The organism is Streptomyces sp. NPDC003011, from assembly GCF_053591515.1.
The window spans coordinates 66,686-80,443 of record NZ_JBSFTY010000023.1 but is presented as its reverse complement, the minus strand read 5'-3'; the positions used below and the strand labels follow the sequence as shown (position 1 = coordinate 80,443).

Annotated in this window: 14 protein-coding genes and 2 riboswitches; of the genes, 8 read left to right on the top strand and 6 right to left on the bottom strand. The window is 70.7% G+C overall.

Annotation, left to right across the window (positions count from 1 at the left end):
• Nucleotides 1–5: 5 nt before the first annotated feature.
• The 8 genes from ACWD0J_RS14525 to ACWD0J_RS14490 all read left to right on the top strand — a co-directional run bounded on the left by ACWD0J_RS14525 (nt 6) and on the right by ACWD0J_RS14490 (nt 7,791).
• Nucleotides 6–1,250: an Ig-like domain-containing protein gene (locus ACWD0J_RS14525; RefSeq protein WP_451496128.1), complete on the top strand. Its 1,245-nt coding sequence runs from the start codon at nt 6–8 to the stop codon at nt 1,248–1,250.
• A gap of 165 nt (nt 1,251–1,415) precedes the next feature.
• Nucleotides 1,416–2,654, top strand: a complete 1,239-nt coding sequence (locus ACWD0J_RS14520) for a L,D-transpeptidase (RefSeq protein ID WP_451496127.1) — start codon at nt 1,416–1,418, stop codon at nt 2,652–2,654.
• A 230-nt stretch (nt 2,655–2,884) separates the two neighbouring features.
• Entirely contained in the window at nt 2,885–3,652 is a 768-nt protein-coding gene (locus tag ACWD0J_RS14515) for an enoyl-CoA hydratase/isomerase family protein (protein WP_451496126.1), read from the top strand.
• A 263-nt stretch (nt 3,653–3,915) separates the two neighbouring features.
• Nucleotides 3,916–4,419, top strand: coding sequence for an ATP-binding protein (locus tag ACWD0J_RS14510; RefSeq protein WP_451496125.1), 504 nt, complete (start codon nt 3,916–3,918; stop codon nt 4,417–4,419).
• A gap of 73 nt (nt 4,420–4,492) precedes the next feature.
• Entirely contained in the window at nt 4,493–5,296 is an 804-nt protein-coding gene (locus tag ACWD0J_RS14505) for a polysaccharide deacetylase family protein (RefSeq protein WP_451496124.1), read from the top strand.
• Complete coding sequence (locus ACWD0J_RS14500) at nt 5,296–6,474, top strand: YncE family protein (protein ID WP_451496123.1); 1,179 nt, start codon at nt 5,296–5,298, stop codon at nt 6,472–6,474. Before ACWD0J_RS14505 ends, ACWD0J_RS14500 begins: the two co-directional genes overlap by 1 nt.
• 139 nt (nt 6,475–6,613) lie before the next feature.
• Nucleotides 6,614–6,826: an EF-hand domain-containing protein gene (locus tag ACWD0J_RS14495; RefSeq protein ID WP_451496122.1), complete on the top strand. Its 213-nt coding sequence runs from the start codon at nt 6,614–6,616 to the stop codon at nt 6,824–6,826.
• A gap of 266 nt (nt 6,827–7,092) precedes the next feature.
• Nucleotides 7,093–7,791 carry an NADPH-dependent F420 reductase gene (locus tag ACWD0J_RS14490; RefSeq protein ID WP_451496140.1) on the top strand — a complete coding sequence of 233 codons (699 nt, stop codon included), beginning with the start codon at nt 7,093–7,095 and terminating at the stop codon, nt 7,789–7,791.
• A gap of 10 nt (nt 7,792–7,801) precedes the next feature.
• Here the strand turns inward: ACWD0J_RS14490 and ACWD0J_RS14485 are convergent, their stop codons facing one another.
• From ACWD0J_RS14485 to gcvT, 6 genes are all read right to left on the bottom strand, one after another.
• Nucleotides 7,802–8,344 (bottom strand): MOSC domain-containing protein, encoded by a 543-nt coding sequence (locus ACWD0J_RS14485; protein WP_451496121.1) that lies wholly within the window; start codon nt 8,342–8,344, stop codon nt 7,802–7,804.
• A gap of 20 nt (nt 8,345–8,364) precedes the next feature.
• Nucleotides 8,365–8,922 carry a glycoside hydrolase family 25 protein gene (locus ACWD0J_RS14480; RefSeq protein WP_451496120.1) on the bottom strand — a complete coding sequence of 186 codons (558 nt, stop codon included), beginning with the start codon at nt 8,920–8,922 and terminating at the stop codon, nt 8,365–8,367.
• Nucleotides 8,923–9,083: 161 nt separating this feature from the next.
• A complete protein-coding gene (locus ACWD0J_RS14475; RefSeq protein ID WP_451496119.1) occupies nt 9,084–10,451 on the bottom strand; it encodes an L-serine ammonia-lyase in 1,368 nt (455 codons plus the stop codon).
• A 76-nt stretch (nt 10,452–10,527) separates the two neighbouring features.
• On the bottom strand, nt 10,528–11,808 hold the full coding sequence (glyA, locus tag ACWD0J_RS14470) for a serine hydroxymethyltransferase (RefSeq protein ID WP_451496118.1): 1,281 nt from the start codon (nt 11,806–11,808) through the stop codon (nt 10,528–10,530).
• A 15-nt stretch (nt 11,809–11,823) separates the two neighbouring features.
• A complete protein-coding gene (gene gcvH, locus ACWD0J_RS14465) occupies nt 11,824–12,201 on the bottom strand; it encodes a glycine cleavage system protein GcvH (protein ID WP_451496117.1) in 378 nt (125 codons plus the stop codon).
• Nucleotides 12,202–12,312: 111 nt separating this feature from the next.
• Complete coding sequence (gene gcvT, locus ACWD0J_RS14460) at nt 12,313–13,455, bottom strand: glycine cleavage system aminomethyltransferase GcvT (RefSeq protein ID WP_451496116.1); 1,143 nt, start codon at nt 13,453–13,455, stop codon at nt 12,313–12,315.
• Nucleotides 13,456–13,489: 34 nt separating this feature from the next.
• Nucleotides 13,490–13,603, bottom strand: a riboswitch (glycine riboswitch).
• A riboswitch (glycine riboswitch) is annotated at nt 13,604–13,713 on the bottom strand.
• Nucleotides 13,714–13,758: the final 45 nt, after the last annotated feature.

Below are 13,758 nucleotides of genomic sequence, written 5' to 3'. Positions count from 1 at the left end.
TCGTCGTGAGGCACGTAACTGGGCGCGCACGGCGCGCGGGGGTCGCACTGGCCGCCGTACTGACAGGGGCAGGACTGCTCGCCGGAGCCGCCGGCTGTACCGCGGACGGCACCGGCGGCGTCGACATCGGCGGGCTGGGCAAACCCCCGGCACCCGGGGAGACCATCAGGATCTCCCCGGACGACGGCGACAAGGGGGTGCGGCCCGGCACGCGGCTGCGGGTCCGGGTGCCCGGCGGGCGCCTGGAGTCGGTGAAGGTCGTCAAGTCGCAGGACGCGCAGGAGTCCCCGGTGCCCGGCCACCTCTCCGACGACGCCCTGAGCTGGGAGCCCGACGAGACGAAGCTGGCGCTCGCCGCCAAGTACACCGTCCACGCGGTGGCCCTGGACGCCCAGGGCCGCCGCTCCGCACGGCACGCCACCTTCACGACGTACGTCCCCGAGGAACGCTTCATCGGATACGTCTCCCCGGAGAACCGCTCCACCGTCGGCACCGGAATGATCGTCTCCCTGGAGTTCAACCGGGAGATCGAGAACCGCGCCGCCGTCGAACGGGCCGTCCACGTCACCGCGAAGCCGCACGTGGAGATCCGCCCGCACTGGTTCGGCAAGGACCGCCTCGACTTCCGCCCCGAGCGCTACTGGAAGCCCGGCACCCAGGTCACGGTCTCCCTGCGGCTCAGGGACGTCGAAGGGGCGCCGGGGGTCTACGGCCTCCAGTACAAGACGTTCTCCTTCACCGTCGGCCGCAGCCAGGTCTCCCTGGTGGACGCGGCCCGGCACACCATGCAGGTGCGGCGGGAGGGCGATCTGCTCGCCACCGTGCCGATCACGGCGGGCGCCCCGAAGACGACCACGTACAACGGCAAGATGGTCGTCACCGAGATGCTCGAGCTGACCCGGATGAACGGTGCCACGGTCGGCTTCAAGAAGGCCGACGGCAAGGGCGAGTACGACATCCCGGACGTCCCGCACGCGATGCGGCTGACCGACTCCGGCACCTTCCTGCACGGCAACTACTGGGCGCCGCACGCCTTCGGCAAGGTCAACGTCAGTCACGGCTGCATCGGGCTCCGGGACGTGAAGGGCGGCGGTTCGGACACGCCCGCGGGCTGGTTCTTCGACCGCAGCCTCGTCGGGGACGTCGTCGAGGTCGTCCACAGCAACGACAGGAAAGTCGCTCCCGACAACGGCCTCGGCGGGTGGAACATGGGCTGGACGGCGTGGAAGGCGGGCAGCGCGCTGAAGTGACCCGGCAGGAGCAGCGGGCCCGGCGCCTCCCCGCCGGGCCCGTTCGGTACGCAACGGTGACCATCGGCTGACGCGATGCTGAAAACTCTGCGGTTAATATGCGCCGATGCGTGCGGGCCGCGCGCTGGGGAGCGGGTCTGACCAGGCCCGGCGAGGGGAGAAGACTTGAACGTGCGACCGATATCGGGGGCGTCGGTTGACGCGCGGGGGCGAGGCCGGAAGGGGCCGGCGCTGATACTCGGCGTCCTGCTGCTGGCCGTCACCGCGTGCGGCGGAGGCGGTGGTTCCGGCTCCGGCGGGGGGAACGGCAAGGGCAAGGACGTCTCCCAGGCCCAGACCGAGCAGTCGCGGGCCGTCGTCGCCATAGCCCCGAAGGACGGCGCGACGTCCGTCGACACCAGCGGCGCCCTCAAGGTCAGCGCCACGCAGGGCAAGCTGACCGAGGTGCAGGTCAAGGACCCCGAGGGCACCGCGGTAGCCGGGAAGATCACCGACGGCGGCGCCTCCTGGACGCCGTCCACGCACCTGGCCTCCGGCACCAGGTACACCGTGCACGTGGTGGCCAAGGACTCCGAGGGCCGTACGGCCGCCGAGGACTCCAGCTTCACCACCCTCACACCGAAGAACACCTTCCTCGGCAACTTCACCCCCGAGGACGGGTCGAAGGTCGGCGTCGGGATGCCGTTCTCGATCCGCTTCACCCGGGGCATCACGAACCCCGGGGACGTCGAGAGGGCCGTCAAAATCCGGACCGAGCCGCCCGTCGAGGTCGCGGGCCACTGGTTCGGCAACGACCGCCTCGACTTCCGGCCCGAGACGTACTGGAAGGAAGGCACCAAGGTCACCGTCGACCTCGACCTCGACGGCGTCGAAGGACGCGACGGCGTCTACGGCAAGCAGGACAAGACCGTCTCCTTCACCGTCGGCCGCAACCAGGTCTCGGTCGTGGACGCCAAGAAGCACACGATGAAGGTCATGCAGGACGGCAAGGTCGTCAGGACCATCCCCGTCACCACCGGTGCGCCCGGCTACGAGACCTGGAACGGCCAGATGGTCATCAGCGAGAAGCTCACGGTGACCCGGATGAACGGCGAGACGGTCGGCTACGGCGGCGAGTACGACATCAAGGACGTCCCGCACGCCATGCGCCTGTCCACCTCCGGCACCTTCCTCCACGGCAACTACTGGGGCGGCGACGCCTTCGGAAACCGCAACGCCAGCCACGGCTGCATCGGCCTGCGCGACGTCAAGGGCGGTTACGACAGCGGTGTCCCGGCGGCCTGGTTCTTCAACCGCTCGATGATCGGCGACGTGGTGGTCGTGAAGAACTCCGACGACGCGACGATCGCCCCCGACAACGGCCTCAACGGCTGGAACATGTCGTGGGAGAAGTGGAAGGCGTGAGGCGGCAGGCGTGACGCGGAATCCGTGACGCGGAATCCGTGACGCGGAGGTGAGCTGAGCGACGGCCCCGGTGCGAGGTACCGCACCGGGGCCGCATGTGACCGACCGCACCCGGCCGACCGACGTTAGTCCCCGTGCTGTGTCTGTCCGGGGGCAACCCCCGGGCCCCCGGCCGCATGTGACCGACCGCACCCGCCCGGCTGACGTTAGTCCCCGTTAACCTGGCTCGCATGACCGTGAATCTCGAAGTCGCCGAGGGCGTGGGCACGCTCCGCCTCGACCGCCCGCCCATGAACGCCCTGGACGTGGCCACCCAGGACCGGCTGAAGGAACTCGCCGAGGAGGCGACCCGGCGCGACGACGTACGGGCCGTGGTGGTGTACGGCGGGGAGAAGGTGTTCGCGGCCGGCGCGGACATCAAGGAGATGCAGGCCATGGACCACGCCGCGATGGTCGCGCGCGCCCGCGCCCTGCAGGACTCGTTCACCGCGGTGGCCCGCATCCCCAAGCCGGTGGTGGCGGCCGTCACGGGGTACGCGCTGGGCGGCGGCTGCGAACTCGCCCTCTGCGCGGACTTCCGGATCGCCGCGGACAACGCCAAGCTGGGCCAGCCGGAGATCCTGCTCGGGGTGATCCCGGGGGCCGGCGGCACCCAGCGGCTCTCCCGGCTGATCGGCCCGTCCAAGGCGAAGGACCTGATCTTCACCGGGCGGATGGTGAAGGCGGACGAGGCGCTGACGCTCGGGCTGGTGGACCGGGTCGTCCCCGCCGCCGACGTGTACACCGAGGCGCACGCCTGGGCGGCGAAGCTGGCGCAGGGCCCGGCGCTCGCGCTGCGCGCGGCGAAGGAGTCGATCGACACGGGGCTGGAGACGGACATCGAGACGGGCCTGGCCGTGGAACGGAACTGGTTCGCGGGCCTGTTCGCCACGGAGGACCGGCAGCGCGGGATGCGCAGCTTCGTGGAGGAGGGCCCAGGCAAGGCGAAGTTCCTCTGACCTCCGCGCACTTGACAGGACGGCTGATGCGGTGTCCCCCGATGGGGCGGTGCGGGAAACCCTGAGCGACCGTCGGATCCGTCTTGCCCGGGGAGCCGGTCGACTGTCCCCGGCCGGGTCTTCGCCGCAGGTCACCAGGGTCGCACGAGGCTTCGAAGCGCCACTGGCATATGCCTTTCGGATCTCGCGCGATGCCCGGTTCCGCAGGGTGTATTCCCCTGGAACGGCCCCGGAGGATGCTCTGGGCGGCCATGATGGGGGGCATGGCGGGGCTGGAGGGCATCGAACAGCCGCGGGGAGAGGGCCGTGCGACCGCGGCGCGCTGGTCTCCGGCGGTCGAGGACGAACACGCGCTCAAGGTACTCGAACTGTTCGGTGATCCCACGCAGGGGGAGATCCCGCTGCCGTCCCGCCCCGAGTCGGCGGCCACGGCGCGCCGGCTGGCCCAGGTGGTGGTCCTGCGTCAGTGGGGGCTGACCCCCAGGATGACCGAGGACGCCGTCCTGCTCGTCTCCGAACTGGTCGGCAACGCCGTCCGCCACACCGGCGCCCGCGTCTTCGGCCTCCGCATGCGCCGCCGTCGCGGCTGGATCCGCGTCGAGATCCGCGACCCCTCCCGCGGCCTGCCCTGTCTGATGCCGGTGCAGGAGCTGGACATCAGCGGCCGGGGCCTGTTCCTGGTGGACAAGCTCTCCGACCGCTGGGGGGTCGACCTCTTGCCGAGGGGCAAGACCACCTGGTTCGAGATGAGGGTGGCGGACCGCTGAGCGCCGCGACCCGTACCGGCCGCCATTCGGGCGAATCGCGCACTTTCCCCCGTAACCCCCCTTAAATGGTGCGGTGACCACGACCGACCGCCGGACGGCACTCCGTACCGGTGCCGCCCTCGTCGCAGCCGGCGCTCTCACCGCCGGCTGCGCCCCCCACGGGGCCGCCGCCCGCCCGGCCCCCGCGACCCAGCCCGGCCCCGCCCGCACCACGGCCTCCGCGACCCCGCCCGGCCCCGCCGGGACCACGGCCCCCGCCCCCCGCCGCTTCCCCGGCCACCCCGCCCAGCTCACCCACGGTCCCCGCACCCGCCCCCGCGTCGCCCTCACCTTCCACGGGCAGGGGGATCCCGCCACCGCCCGAGCCCTTCTCGCCACGGCCGAACGGCACCAGGCCCGCGTCACCGTGCTCGCCGTCGGCACCTGGCTCGACGCGTATCCGGACCTCGCCCGCCGCGTCCTCGACGGCGGTCACGACCTCGGCAACCACACCCTGCGCCACCTTGACATCAACGCGCTGTCCGAGGCCGAGGCCCGCGAGGAGATCGCCGGCTGCGCCCAGCGTTTGAAACGCCTCACCGGCTCCATCGGCACCTGGTTCCGCCCCTCCCGCACCGTCCGCGCCTCCCCCCTCGTCGAACGCCTGGCCCGGCACGCGGGCTACCCGCACGTCCTCTCCTACGACGTCGACTCCCTCGACTTCACCTCGCCCGGCGCCGGAGCCGTCACCCGCCAGGTCCTCGGCGAGATCCGCAACGGGTCCGTGGTGAGCCTGCACTTCGGGTACGCCGACACGGTCGCCGCGCTCCCCGCCGTACTGGAAGAACTCCACCGCCGCGGACTGCACGCGGTCACCACCACGGAGCTGCTCAGCTGATGCCTCGCCACCTCATGACAAGCGCCCTCGCCGTCGGCGCCGCCCTCACCGCGCTCGCCGCCTGCGGCACCGGGAGCCAGGACCGCGCCACCGAGGCCCGCGGCACGAAGGCCGCCGTCCCCGCACCGGTGAAGAAGAAGGCCGTCGAGGGCCTGCCGGGCATGCCGCCGGTCCTCGACCCGAAGGACGTCTACGCGGCCGACCGCCCGAACAAGCTCTCCCCGGTCGTCAAGGACTTCCCGTCCCGGGTCTACGTCCCCAACACCGAGTCCGACACCGTCTCGGTCATCGACCCGAAGACGTACGAGATCGTCGAGACGATCCCCGTCGGCCGCCAGCCCCAGCACGTCGTGCCGTCCTGGGACCTGAAGACCCTCTGGGTCAACAACAACCGCGGCCACACCCTCACCCCCATCGACCCGAAGACCGGCAAGGCGGGCAAGGAGGTCGAGGTGCACGACCCGTACAACCTCTACTTCACGCCCCACGGCAAGTACGCCGTCGTGATGGCCTCCCTCGACCGCGAACTCGTCTTCCGCGACCCGCACACCATGAAGCGGATCAAGACCGAACCGGTCAGCTGCTACGGCGTCAACCACGCCGACTTCTCGCTCGACGGCCGGTACTTCATCGTCTCCTGCGAGTTCAGCGGCGAGCTGCTGAAGGTCGACACCGAGAAGATGAAGGTCGTCGGGCAGCAGAAGCTGCCGTTCGACGGCGCCATGCCGCAGGACGTGAAGATCTCGCCCGACGGGAAGAAGTTCTACATCGCCGACATGATGGCCGACGGCATGTGGGTCCTGGACGGCGACACGTTCACCGAACCGAAGCTCCTGCCCACGGGAAAGGGCACCCACGGCCTCTACATCGGCCGCGACTCCCGCGAGATGTACGTCTCCAACCGCGGTGAGGGCACCGTCTCAGTCTTCGACTTCACCCGGAACAAGCTCACCAAGAAGTGGCACCTGCCCGACGGCGGCAGCCCCGACATGGGCGGCGTCTCGGCCGACGGCAAGGTGCTGTGGCTGTCGGGGCGGTACGACGCCGAGGTGTACGCCATCGACACCCGCACCGGCAACCAGCTCGCCCGCATCAAGGTCGGCGGCGGCCCGCACGGTCTCGCCGTGTATCCGCAGCCGGGCCGCTACTCCCTCGGCCACACCGGCATCTTCCGCTGACGCGCGGCCGGTCGGCGTGCGGGCCGGTCGGCGTGCGGCCGGGTGGTCGCCGCGCCGGAGGACCGGACGGGCGGCTAATCTGACCTGCGTCAGTACGACAGCACGTGATCAGCAGGACGAGGGAAAAGGGGCGGATTCGGTGGCGGACATCGACGAGGCACGCAAGCACTTCGAGCGGATCGACACGGACGGCGACGGCTTCATCACCGCCGCCGAGTTCAAGACCGCCCTGGCTCAGCAGGGCGACTGGAACGTCACCGAGCCGGTGGCCGAGGCGATCATCAAGTCGCGTGACCTCAACGGCGACAAGGTCCTCTCCTTCGACGAGTTCTGGTCGTACCTGAACAAGTGACGTGAGCGGAATGAGGGGGGCGCCCGCGGGTGCCCCCCTTCCTCGCGCCCGGCGCCGGATCCGCACGTCCGGCGGCCGTCGTGCCGCCCCCGGTCCGGCGGCCGGCCGAAGCACGTGCCGGCCGGGTCACCGGTGAGACGCGGTCCGCCGTCGCGAGCGCCGGATGTTCGCCTGGTCGAGCCGCCGGCCTGGTCCGGGCGGTTCCGACGGGACGCGGAGGACCCGGAATAGTCCGGGGTCACCCGGGGTTCATGCCCAACAGGCGTATGCGCGTGCATCAATCTGATCTGGAAGGGCCTGTCATGAAGATCGGCATCATCGGCGCGGGCAACATCGGCGGCAACCTCACCCGGCGGCTCACCGCACTGGGCCACGACGTCTCCGTGGCCAACTCCCGCGGCCCGCAGACCCTCACGGCACTGGCCGAGGAGACCGGCGCGCGTGCGGTACCGGTCGAGGAGGCGGCACGCGGCGCGGAGGTCGTGGTCGTCGCGATTCCCGTGAAGGCGGTACCGGACCTGCCGTCCGGGGTCCTCGACGAGGCGGCCGACGGGGTCGCGGTCATCGACACCGGCAACTACTACCCCCAGCGCGACGGGCGGATCGCCGAGATCGAGGACGAGGGCCTCATGGAGAGCCGCTGGACCGCGCGGCGGCTCGGCCACCCGGCAGTGGTCAAGGCCTTCAACGGCACCTACGCCCAGGACATCCTGGACCGGGACCGCCCGGCCGGCGCCGCCGACCGCATCGCCCTGCCGGTCGCGGGCGACGACGAGGCGGCGAAGCGGAAGGTGCGCGAACTGATCGGGGAACTCGGCTTCGACACGGTCGACGCGGGCGGCCTGGACGACTCCTGGCGCCAGCAGCCCGGCACACCCGTGTACGGGCTGCGGGGCGGTGTCCAGGAGGTCACGAAGGCCCTGGCGGAGGCGAGCCCGCAGCGCACGCCGGAGTTCCGCGCGTAGGACTCCCGGGTCAGACGGTCTCCAGGGCCCGGTGCGGCCCGTCCGGCAGCTCGACCTTCACCGGGTCACCGGGCCGCACCACGCCTCCGGTCACGACCACGCTCATGATCCCGGACCTGAGCCGCGGCCTGCCCTCCGCGTCCCGCCCGACGACCTCTTTCATGAGCCCCTTGCGGAACCTGTCGATCTGCGCACACGGGTTCCGCAACCCGGTCACCTCCACGACCGCCTCGTCCCCGAGCCGCAGCAGCGTCCCTGCCGGCAGCCCCAGCAGATCGATCCCCCGGGTGGTGACGTTCTCCCCGAGCTGTCCGGCCGCGACCTCGAACCCGGCCGCCGCGACCTCCTCGAACAACTCCTCGTGGATGAGGTGCACCTGCCGGAGATTGGGCTGGGAGGGGTCCTTCCGCATCCGGAACCGGTGCTTCACCGTCGCCCCGGCGTGCACGTCACCCTCCACCCCGAGCCCGGCGACGAGCGTGATGCTCTCCCGGTTCGGCTTGGTGAAGGAGTACGTCCCGTTGCTGCTGACCGCGGTGACCGACCCGCTCATGACACGAACCTCTCTCGGAGTCAGGCGTCCGCGGCCCACTTCTTCAGCGCCGCCTTGCTGGTGAAGTCCGCCACGTTCTTGTCCAGCGGATCGTCGGTGTACTGGTGGAAGCGCCACGCCGCCTGGATGCGGGGCTTGCCGGCGGTCACGTAGTCGGCGATCCACAGACCATCACCCGCGTACGACGTCCTATCGACATTCAACCAATAGTTCCGATTGCAGTACAAGATCACTCTGTTGTCCGGCCGCAGCGCTTTCACCTTGCGGATGAAGCTGTCCTTCTCCGCGTTGCTCGCGTGGGTGCCGTCCCCGGTCGTCTCCCAGTCGACGGCGAGCATCTCACCCGCCTTCTCGGGGGCGTGCTTGACGAAGTACTCCGCCTGCGCGGTGAGGTTGCCCGGCCACAGGAAGTGGTAGTAGCCGACGACCAGTCCGGCGTCACGGGCCCGCTTCGTCTGCGCGGCGAGCTTCGGGTTGACGTACGAACGGCCCTCGGTCGCCTTGATGAAGACGAAGGAGAGACCGTCCGTGGCGTAGGAGGACGACTGGTACGCGCTCACGTCTATGCCACGCAGCATGGGGACTCCCTAGTGTCTGTGGGGGGACAGGAGCTGGCTGTCGACTGGGGACCCACCTTGGCACGGGTGATCCGCGCGTACCGTCCGGACGGCCAAACGTCAGCTTTCGCCGGGTGTGGGCGCCCCGTCGCCCACCGCTGTGAGCCGTCACGCCGTGGCCGTCAGCACTCGATGATGTTCACCGCCAGCCCGCCCCGCGCCGTCTCCTTGTACTTCACGCTCATGTCCGCGCCGGTCTCCTTCATCGTCTTGATGACCTTGTCCAGGGACACCTTGTGGGAGCCGTCGCCGCGCATGGCCATGCGGGCCGCCGTGACCGCCTTCGCCGCGGCCATGCCGTTGCGTTCGATGCACGGGATCTGGACCAGGCCGCCGACCGGGTCGCAGGTCAGGCCGAGGTTGTGCTCCATGCCGATCTCGGCGGCGTTCTCGACCTGTTCCGGGGAACCGCCCAGGACCTCGGCCAGCGCGCCCGCCGCCATGGAGCAGGCGGAGCCGACCTCGCCCTGGCAGCCGACCTCGGCGCCGGAGATGGACGCGTTCTCCTTGAAGAGCATGCCGATCGCACCGGCGGCGAGCAGGAAGCGGACCACCCCGTCCTCGTCCGCGCCCGGCACGAAGTTGATGTAGTAGTGCAGGACGGCCGGGATGATGCCGGCCGCGCCGTTCGTCGGGGCGGTGACCACGCGCCCGCCCGCCGCGTTCTCCTCGTTCACCGCCATCGCGTAGAGCGTGATCCACTCCATCGCGTGCGCCAACGGGTCGCCCTCCGCCCGGAGCTGGCGTGCGGAGACGGCCGCGCGGCGGCGGACCTTCAGACCGCCCGGCAGGATGCCCTCGCGGGACATGCCGCGCGACACGCACGCCTGCATCACCCGCCAGATCTCCAGCAGCCCCCCGCGGATCTCGTCCTCGGTGCGCCAGGCCCGTTCGTTCTCCAGCATCAGCGCGGAGATCGACAGGCCGGTCTCCTTCGTCAGCCGCAGCAGCTCGTCGCCCGTGCGGAACGGGTACTTGAGCACGGTGTCGTCCAGCTTGATGCGGTCCGCGCCCACCGCGTCCTCGTCGACGACGAAACCGCCGCCCACCGAGTAGTACGTCTTGGACAGCAGCTCCGCCCCCGAGGCGTCGTACGCCCACAGGGTCATGCCGTTCGCGTGGTAGGGGAGGGTCTTGCGGCGGTGCAGGACCAGGTCCTGGTCGAAGGAGAACGGGATCTCGTGCTCGTCGAGGAGCCGGATGCGGCCCGTCTCCCTGATCCGCGCCACCCGGTCGTCCGCCGACTCCACGTCCACCGTGCGCGGCGAGTCGCCCTCCAGCCCGAGCAGCACCGCCTTGGGCGTGCCGTGCCCGTGGCCGGTCGCGCCCAGGGAGCCGTACAGCTCGGTGCGCACCGTCGCGACCGAGCCCAGCAGGTCCTCGTTGCGCAGCCGGCGGGCGAAGATACGGGCCGCGCGCATCGGGCCGACCGTGTGGGAGCTGGACGGGCCGATGCCGATCGAGAACAGGTCGAAGACCGATATGGCCACGGTGACTCCTCAGGACGGGGTGGTGCAGGGGGCGCGCCCCGTACGACGAGTGTGCGGGGCGCGCCACACAAAGGAACTACTTGTTCAGACCGGGATACAGCGGGTGCTTGTCGGCGAGAGCCGTGACCCGGGCCTTCAGCGCCACCACGTCGGCCTCCCCGAAGGGGGAGGGCGCCTTCAGGGTCTGCGCGATGACGTCCGCGACCTCGGCGAAGTCCTCGGCGGTGAAGCCGCGGGTGGCCAGGGCGGGCGTGCCGATCCGCAGACCCGACGTCACCATCGGCGGCCGCGGGTCGTTCGGGACGGCGTTGCGGTTGACCGTGATGCCGACCTCGTGGAGCCGGTCCTCGGCCGCCCGCCCGTCCAGCTCGGACGCGCGCAGGTCGACCAGGATCAGGTGCACGTCGGTACCGCCGGACAGGACGTCGATCCCGGCCTCGCGGGCGTCGGCCGCCGTCAGACGCTCGGCGAGGATCCGCGCTCCCTCCACCGTACGCCGCTGGCGCTCCTTGAAGTCCTCGCTCGCCGCGACCTTGAACGAGACCGCCTTGGCGGCGATCACGTGCTCCAGCGGGCCGCCCTGGAAGCCCGGGAAGACGGACGAGTTCAGCTTCTTGGCGAAGTCCTTCTTCGCCAGGATGATGCCGCCGCGGGGCCCGCCCAGCGTCTTGTGGGTGGTGGAGGTGACCACGTCCGCGTACTCCACCGGGTTCGGGTGCAGGCCGGCCGCGACCAGGCCCGCGAAGTGCGCCATGTCGACCCACAGGTACGCGCCGACCTCGTCGGCGATCCGGCGGAACTCCGCGAAGTCCAGCTGACGCGGGTACGCCGACCAGCCCGCGATGATCACCTTGGGCCGGTGCTCCTTGGCGAGCCGCTCCAGCTCGGCCATGTCGACCAGACCGGTGGCGGAGTCGACGTGATAGGCGACCACGTCGAACTGCTTGCCGGAGAAGTTCAGCCGCATCCCGTGGGTCAGGTGGCCGCCGTGGGCGAGGTCCAGCCCGAGGATGGTGTCGCCGGGCTGGGCCAGCGCGAACAGGGCGGCCTGGTTGGCGGAGGCGCCCGAGTGGGGCTGCACGTTGGCGTACTCGGCGCCGAACAGCTCCTTGACCCGGTCGATCGCGATCTGCTCGGTGACGTCGACGTGCTCGCAGCCGCCGTAGTAGCGGCGGCCCGGGTAGCCCTCGGCGTACTTGTTGGTGAGGACCGAGCCCTGTGCCTCCAGCACCGCGACCGGCGCGAAGTTCTCGGAGGCGATCATCTCCAGGGTGGACTGCTGGCGGCCCAGTTCGGCGTCGACGGCGGCGGCGACCTCCGGGTCGAGCTCGTGCAGGGGCGTGTTCAGTACGGACATCAGGTCCACGACTCCTCAGCCGGCGGAAAAGGCGGTGTACTCGTCGGCGGAGAGCAGATCGGCCGGCTCCTCCGTGACGCGTACCTTGAACAGCCAGCCGCCCTCGAAGGGGGCGGAGTTCACCAGCGACGGGTCGTTCACCACGTCCTCGTTGACCTCGGTGACCTCACCGCTGACCGGGGAGTACAGGTCGCTGACCGACTTGGTCGACTCCAGCTCGCCGCAGGTCTCGCCCGCGACCACGGTGGTACCGGCCTCCGGGAGCTGCACGAAGACGACGTCACCGAGCGCGTTGGCCGCGTGCTCCGTGATGCCGACCGTCGCGACGCCGTCCTCGGCGCCGGACAGCCACTCGTGTTCCTTGCTGTAGCGCAGCTGCTGGGGGTTGCTCATGGCCTGAATTCTCCTGTACGCGGGGGAGTGCTGAGGAAGGGGGGACTGCTGGAAACGTGCGTGAGCAGCACACATGTGCGCGGGGTCACACACGGGGACCCGGCCCGGTGGCTACTTCTGACGCTTGTAGAACGGCAGCGCCACGACCTCGTACGGCTCGTGACTGCCCCGGATGTCCACGCCGACACCCGTGGTGCCCGGCGCCGCGTGCGCGGGATCGACGTACGCCATCGCGATCGGCCTGCCGAGGGTGGGGGAGGGGGCACCGGAGGTGACCTCGCCGATCACCTCGCCGCCGGCCACGACCGCGTACCCGGCGCGCGGGACGCGACGCCCCTCGGCGACCAGGCCGACGAGGACGCGCGGGGGGCTGCTCTCGGCGCGGGAAGCGGCCTCGGCGAGCGCCTCGCGCCCCACGAAGTCGCCCTCCTTCCCGAACTTCACCACCCGGCCGAGCCCGGCGTCGAAGGGGGTGAGGGAGGTCGACAGCTCGTGCCCGTACAGCGGCATGCCCGCCTCCAGGCGCAGCGTGTCCCGGCAGGACAGTCCGCACGGGACCAGGCCGACGCCCTCGCCGGCCTTCGTCAGCGCCTGCCACAGCTCCACGGCGTGCTCCGGCCGCACGAACAGCTCGAAGCCGTCCTCGCCGGTGTAGCCGGTGCGGGCGATCAGGGCGGGGACACCGGCGACGGTGCCGGCCAGCCCGGCGTAGTACTTCAGGCCGTCGAGGCCGGCGTCGGTGAGGGACTTCAGGACGCCCGGCGACTCGGGGCCCTGCACGGCGATCAGGGCGTAGGCGTCCCGGTCGTCACGGACCTGCGCGTCGAAGCCCGCCGCACGCTCGGTCAGCGCGTCCAGGACCACTTGGGCGTTGGAGGCGTTGGCGACGACCATGTACCGGGCGGACCCGGCCTCGGTGTCGGCCAGCCGGTAGACGATCAGGTCGTCCAGGATGCCGCCGTCGGCCCGGCAGATCATGGTGTAGCGGGCCCGGCCGGCCTTGACGCCCCCGATGTCGCCGACCAGCGCGTAGTCGAGGAGCGCGGCGGCCTGCGGGCCGGTCACCGTGATCTCGCCCATGTGCGAGAGGTCGAAGAGCCCGGCCCTCGTGCGTACGGCGAGGTGCTCGTCGCGCTCGGAGCCGTAGCGCAGCGGCATGTCCCAGCCGGCGAAGTCGGTCATCGTCGCGCCCAGCGAACGATGCAGGGCGTCGAGCGCGGTACGGCGCTTGTCGGGGGATGCGGTACTGCTCATCGGTCGGTCTCCCAGGGCATGACGGCGAGGTCGTTCCTCCCCATCTGTCATCGGAACCTGAGAGGTTCGTCACGACCCCGCGAAACGGTGGTCGTGACTTGCACCGTGGGTGGAGCCGCTGTCGCAGCGGCCCGCTTTTCAGATGTGCCTCGCCCGCGCGGTACGGGGCCTGAGAGATTCAAGGGAGGGACTTGCTCCTTCGGCGCCCGGGCACTCGTACCCCAGAGGTACGGCCCGGAACTCTCCCGCGCGGATTCAAACGGCCGGTATGCAGTTGGCGCCGACATCATTGCACGCATCGGC

Bases quoted from the DNA above. Each gene is read 5' to 3' on its own strand.
- ACWD0J_RS14515 (WP_451496126.1), top strand. From the start codon at position 2,885: ATGACCGTGAATCTCGAAGTCGCCGAGGGCGTGGGCACGCTCCGCCTC.
- ACWD0J_RS14510 (WP_451496125.1), top strand. From the start codon at position 3,916: ATGGCGGGGCTGGAGGGCATCGAACAGCCGCGGGGAGAGGGCCGTGCG.
- ACWD0J_RS14500 (WP_451496123.1), top strand. From the start codon at position 5,296: ATGCCTCGCCACCTCATGACAAGCGCCCTCGCCGTCGGCGCCGCCCTC.
- ACWD0J_RS14490 (WP_451496140.1), top strand. From the start codon at position 7,093: ATGCGCGTGCATCAATCTGATCTGGAAGGGCCTGTCATGAAGATCGGC.
- ACWD0J_RS14485 (WP_451496121.1), bottom strand. From the start codon at position 8,344: ATGAGCGGGTCGGTCACCGCGGTCAGCAGCAACGGGACGTACTCCTTC.
- ACWD0J_RS14480 (WP_451496120.1), bottom strand. From the start codon at position 8,922: ATGCTGCGTGGCATAGACGTGAGCGCGTACCAGTCGTCCTCCTACGCC.
- glyA (WP_451496118.1), bottom strand. From the start codon at position 11,808: ATGTCCGTACTGAACACGCCCCTGCACGAGCTCGACCCGGAGGTCGCC.
- gcvH (WP_451496117.1), bottom strand. From the start codon at position 12,201: ATGAGCAACCCCCAGCAGCTGCGCTACAGCAAGGAACACGAGTGGCTG.
- gcvT (WP_451496116.1), bottom strand. From the start codon at position 13,455: ATGAGCAGTACCGCATCCCCCGACAAGCGCCGTACCGCGCTCGACGCC.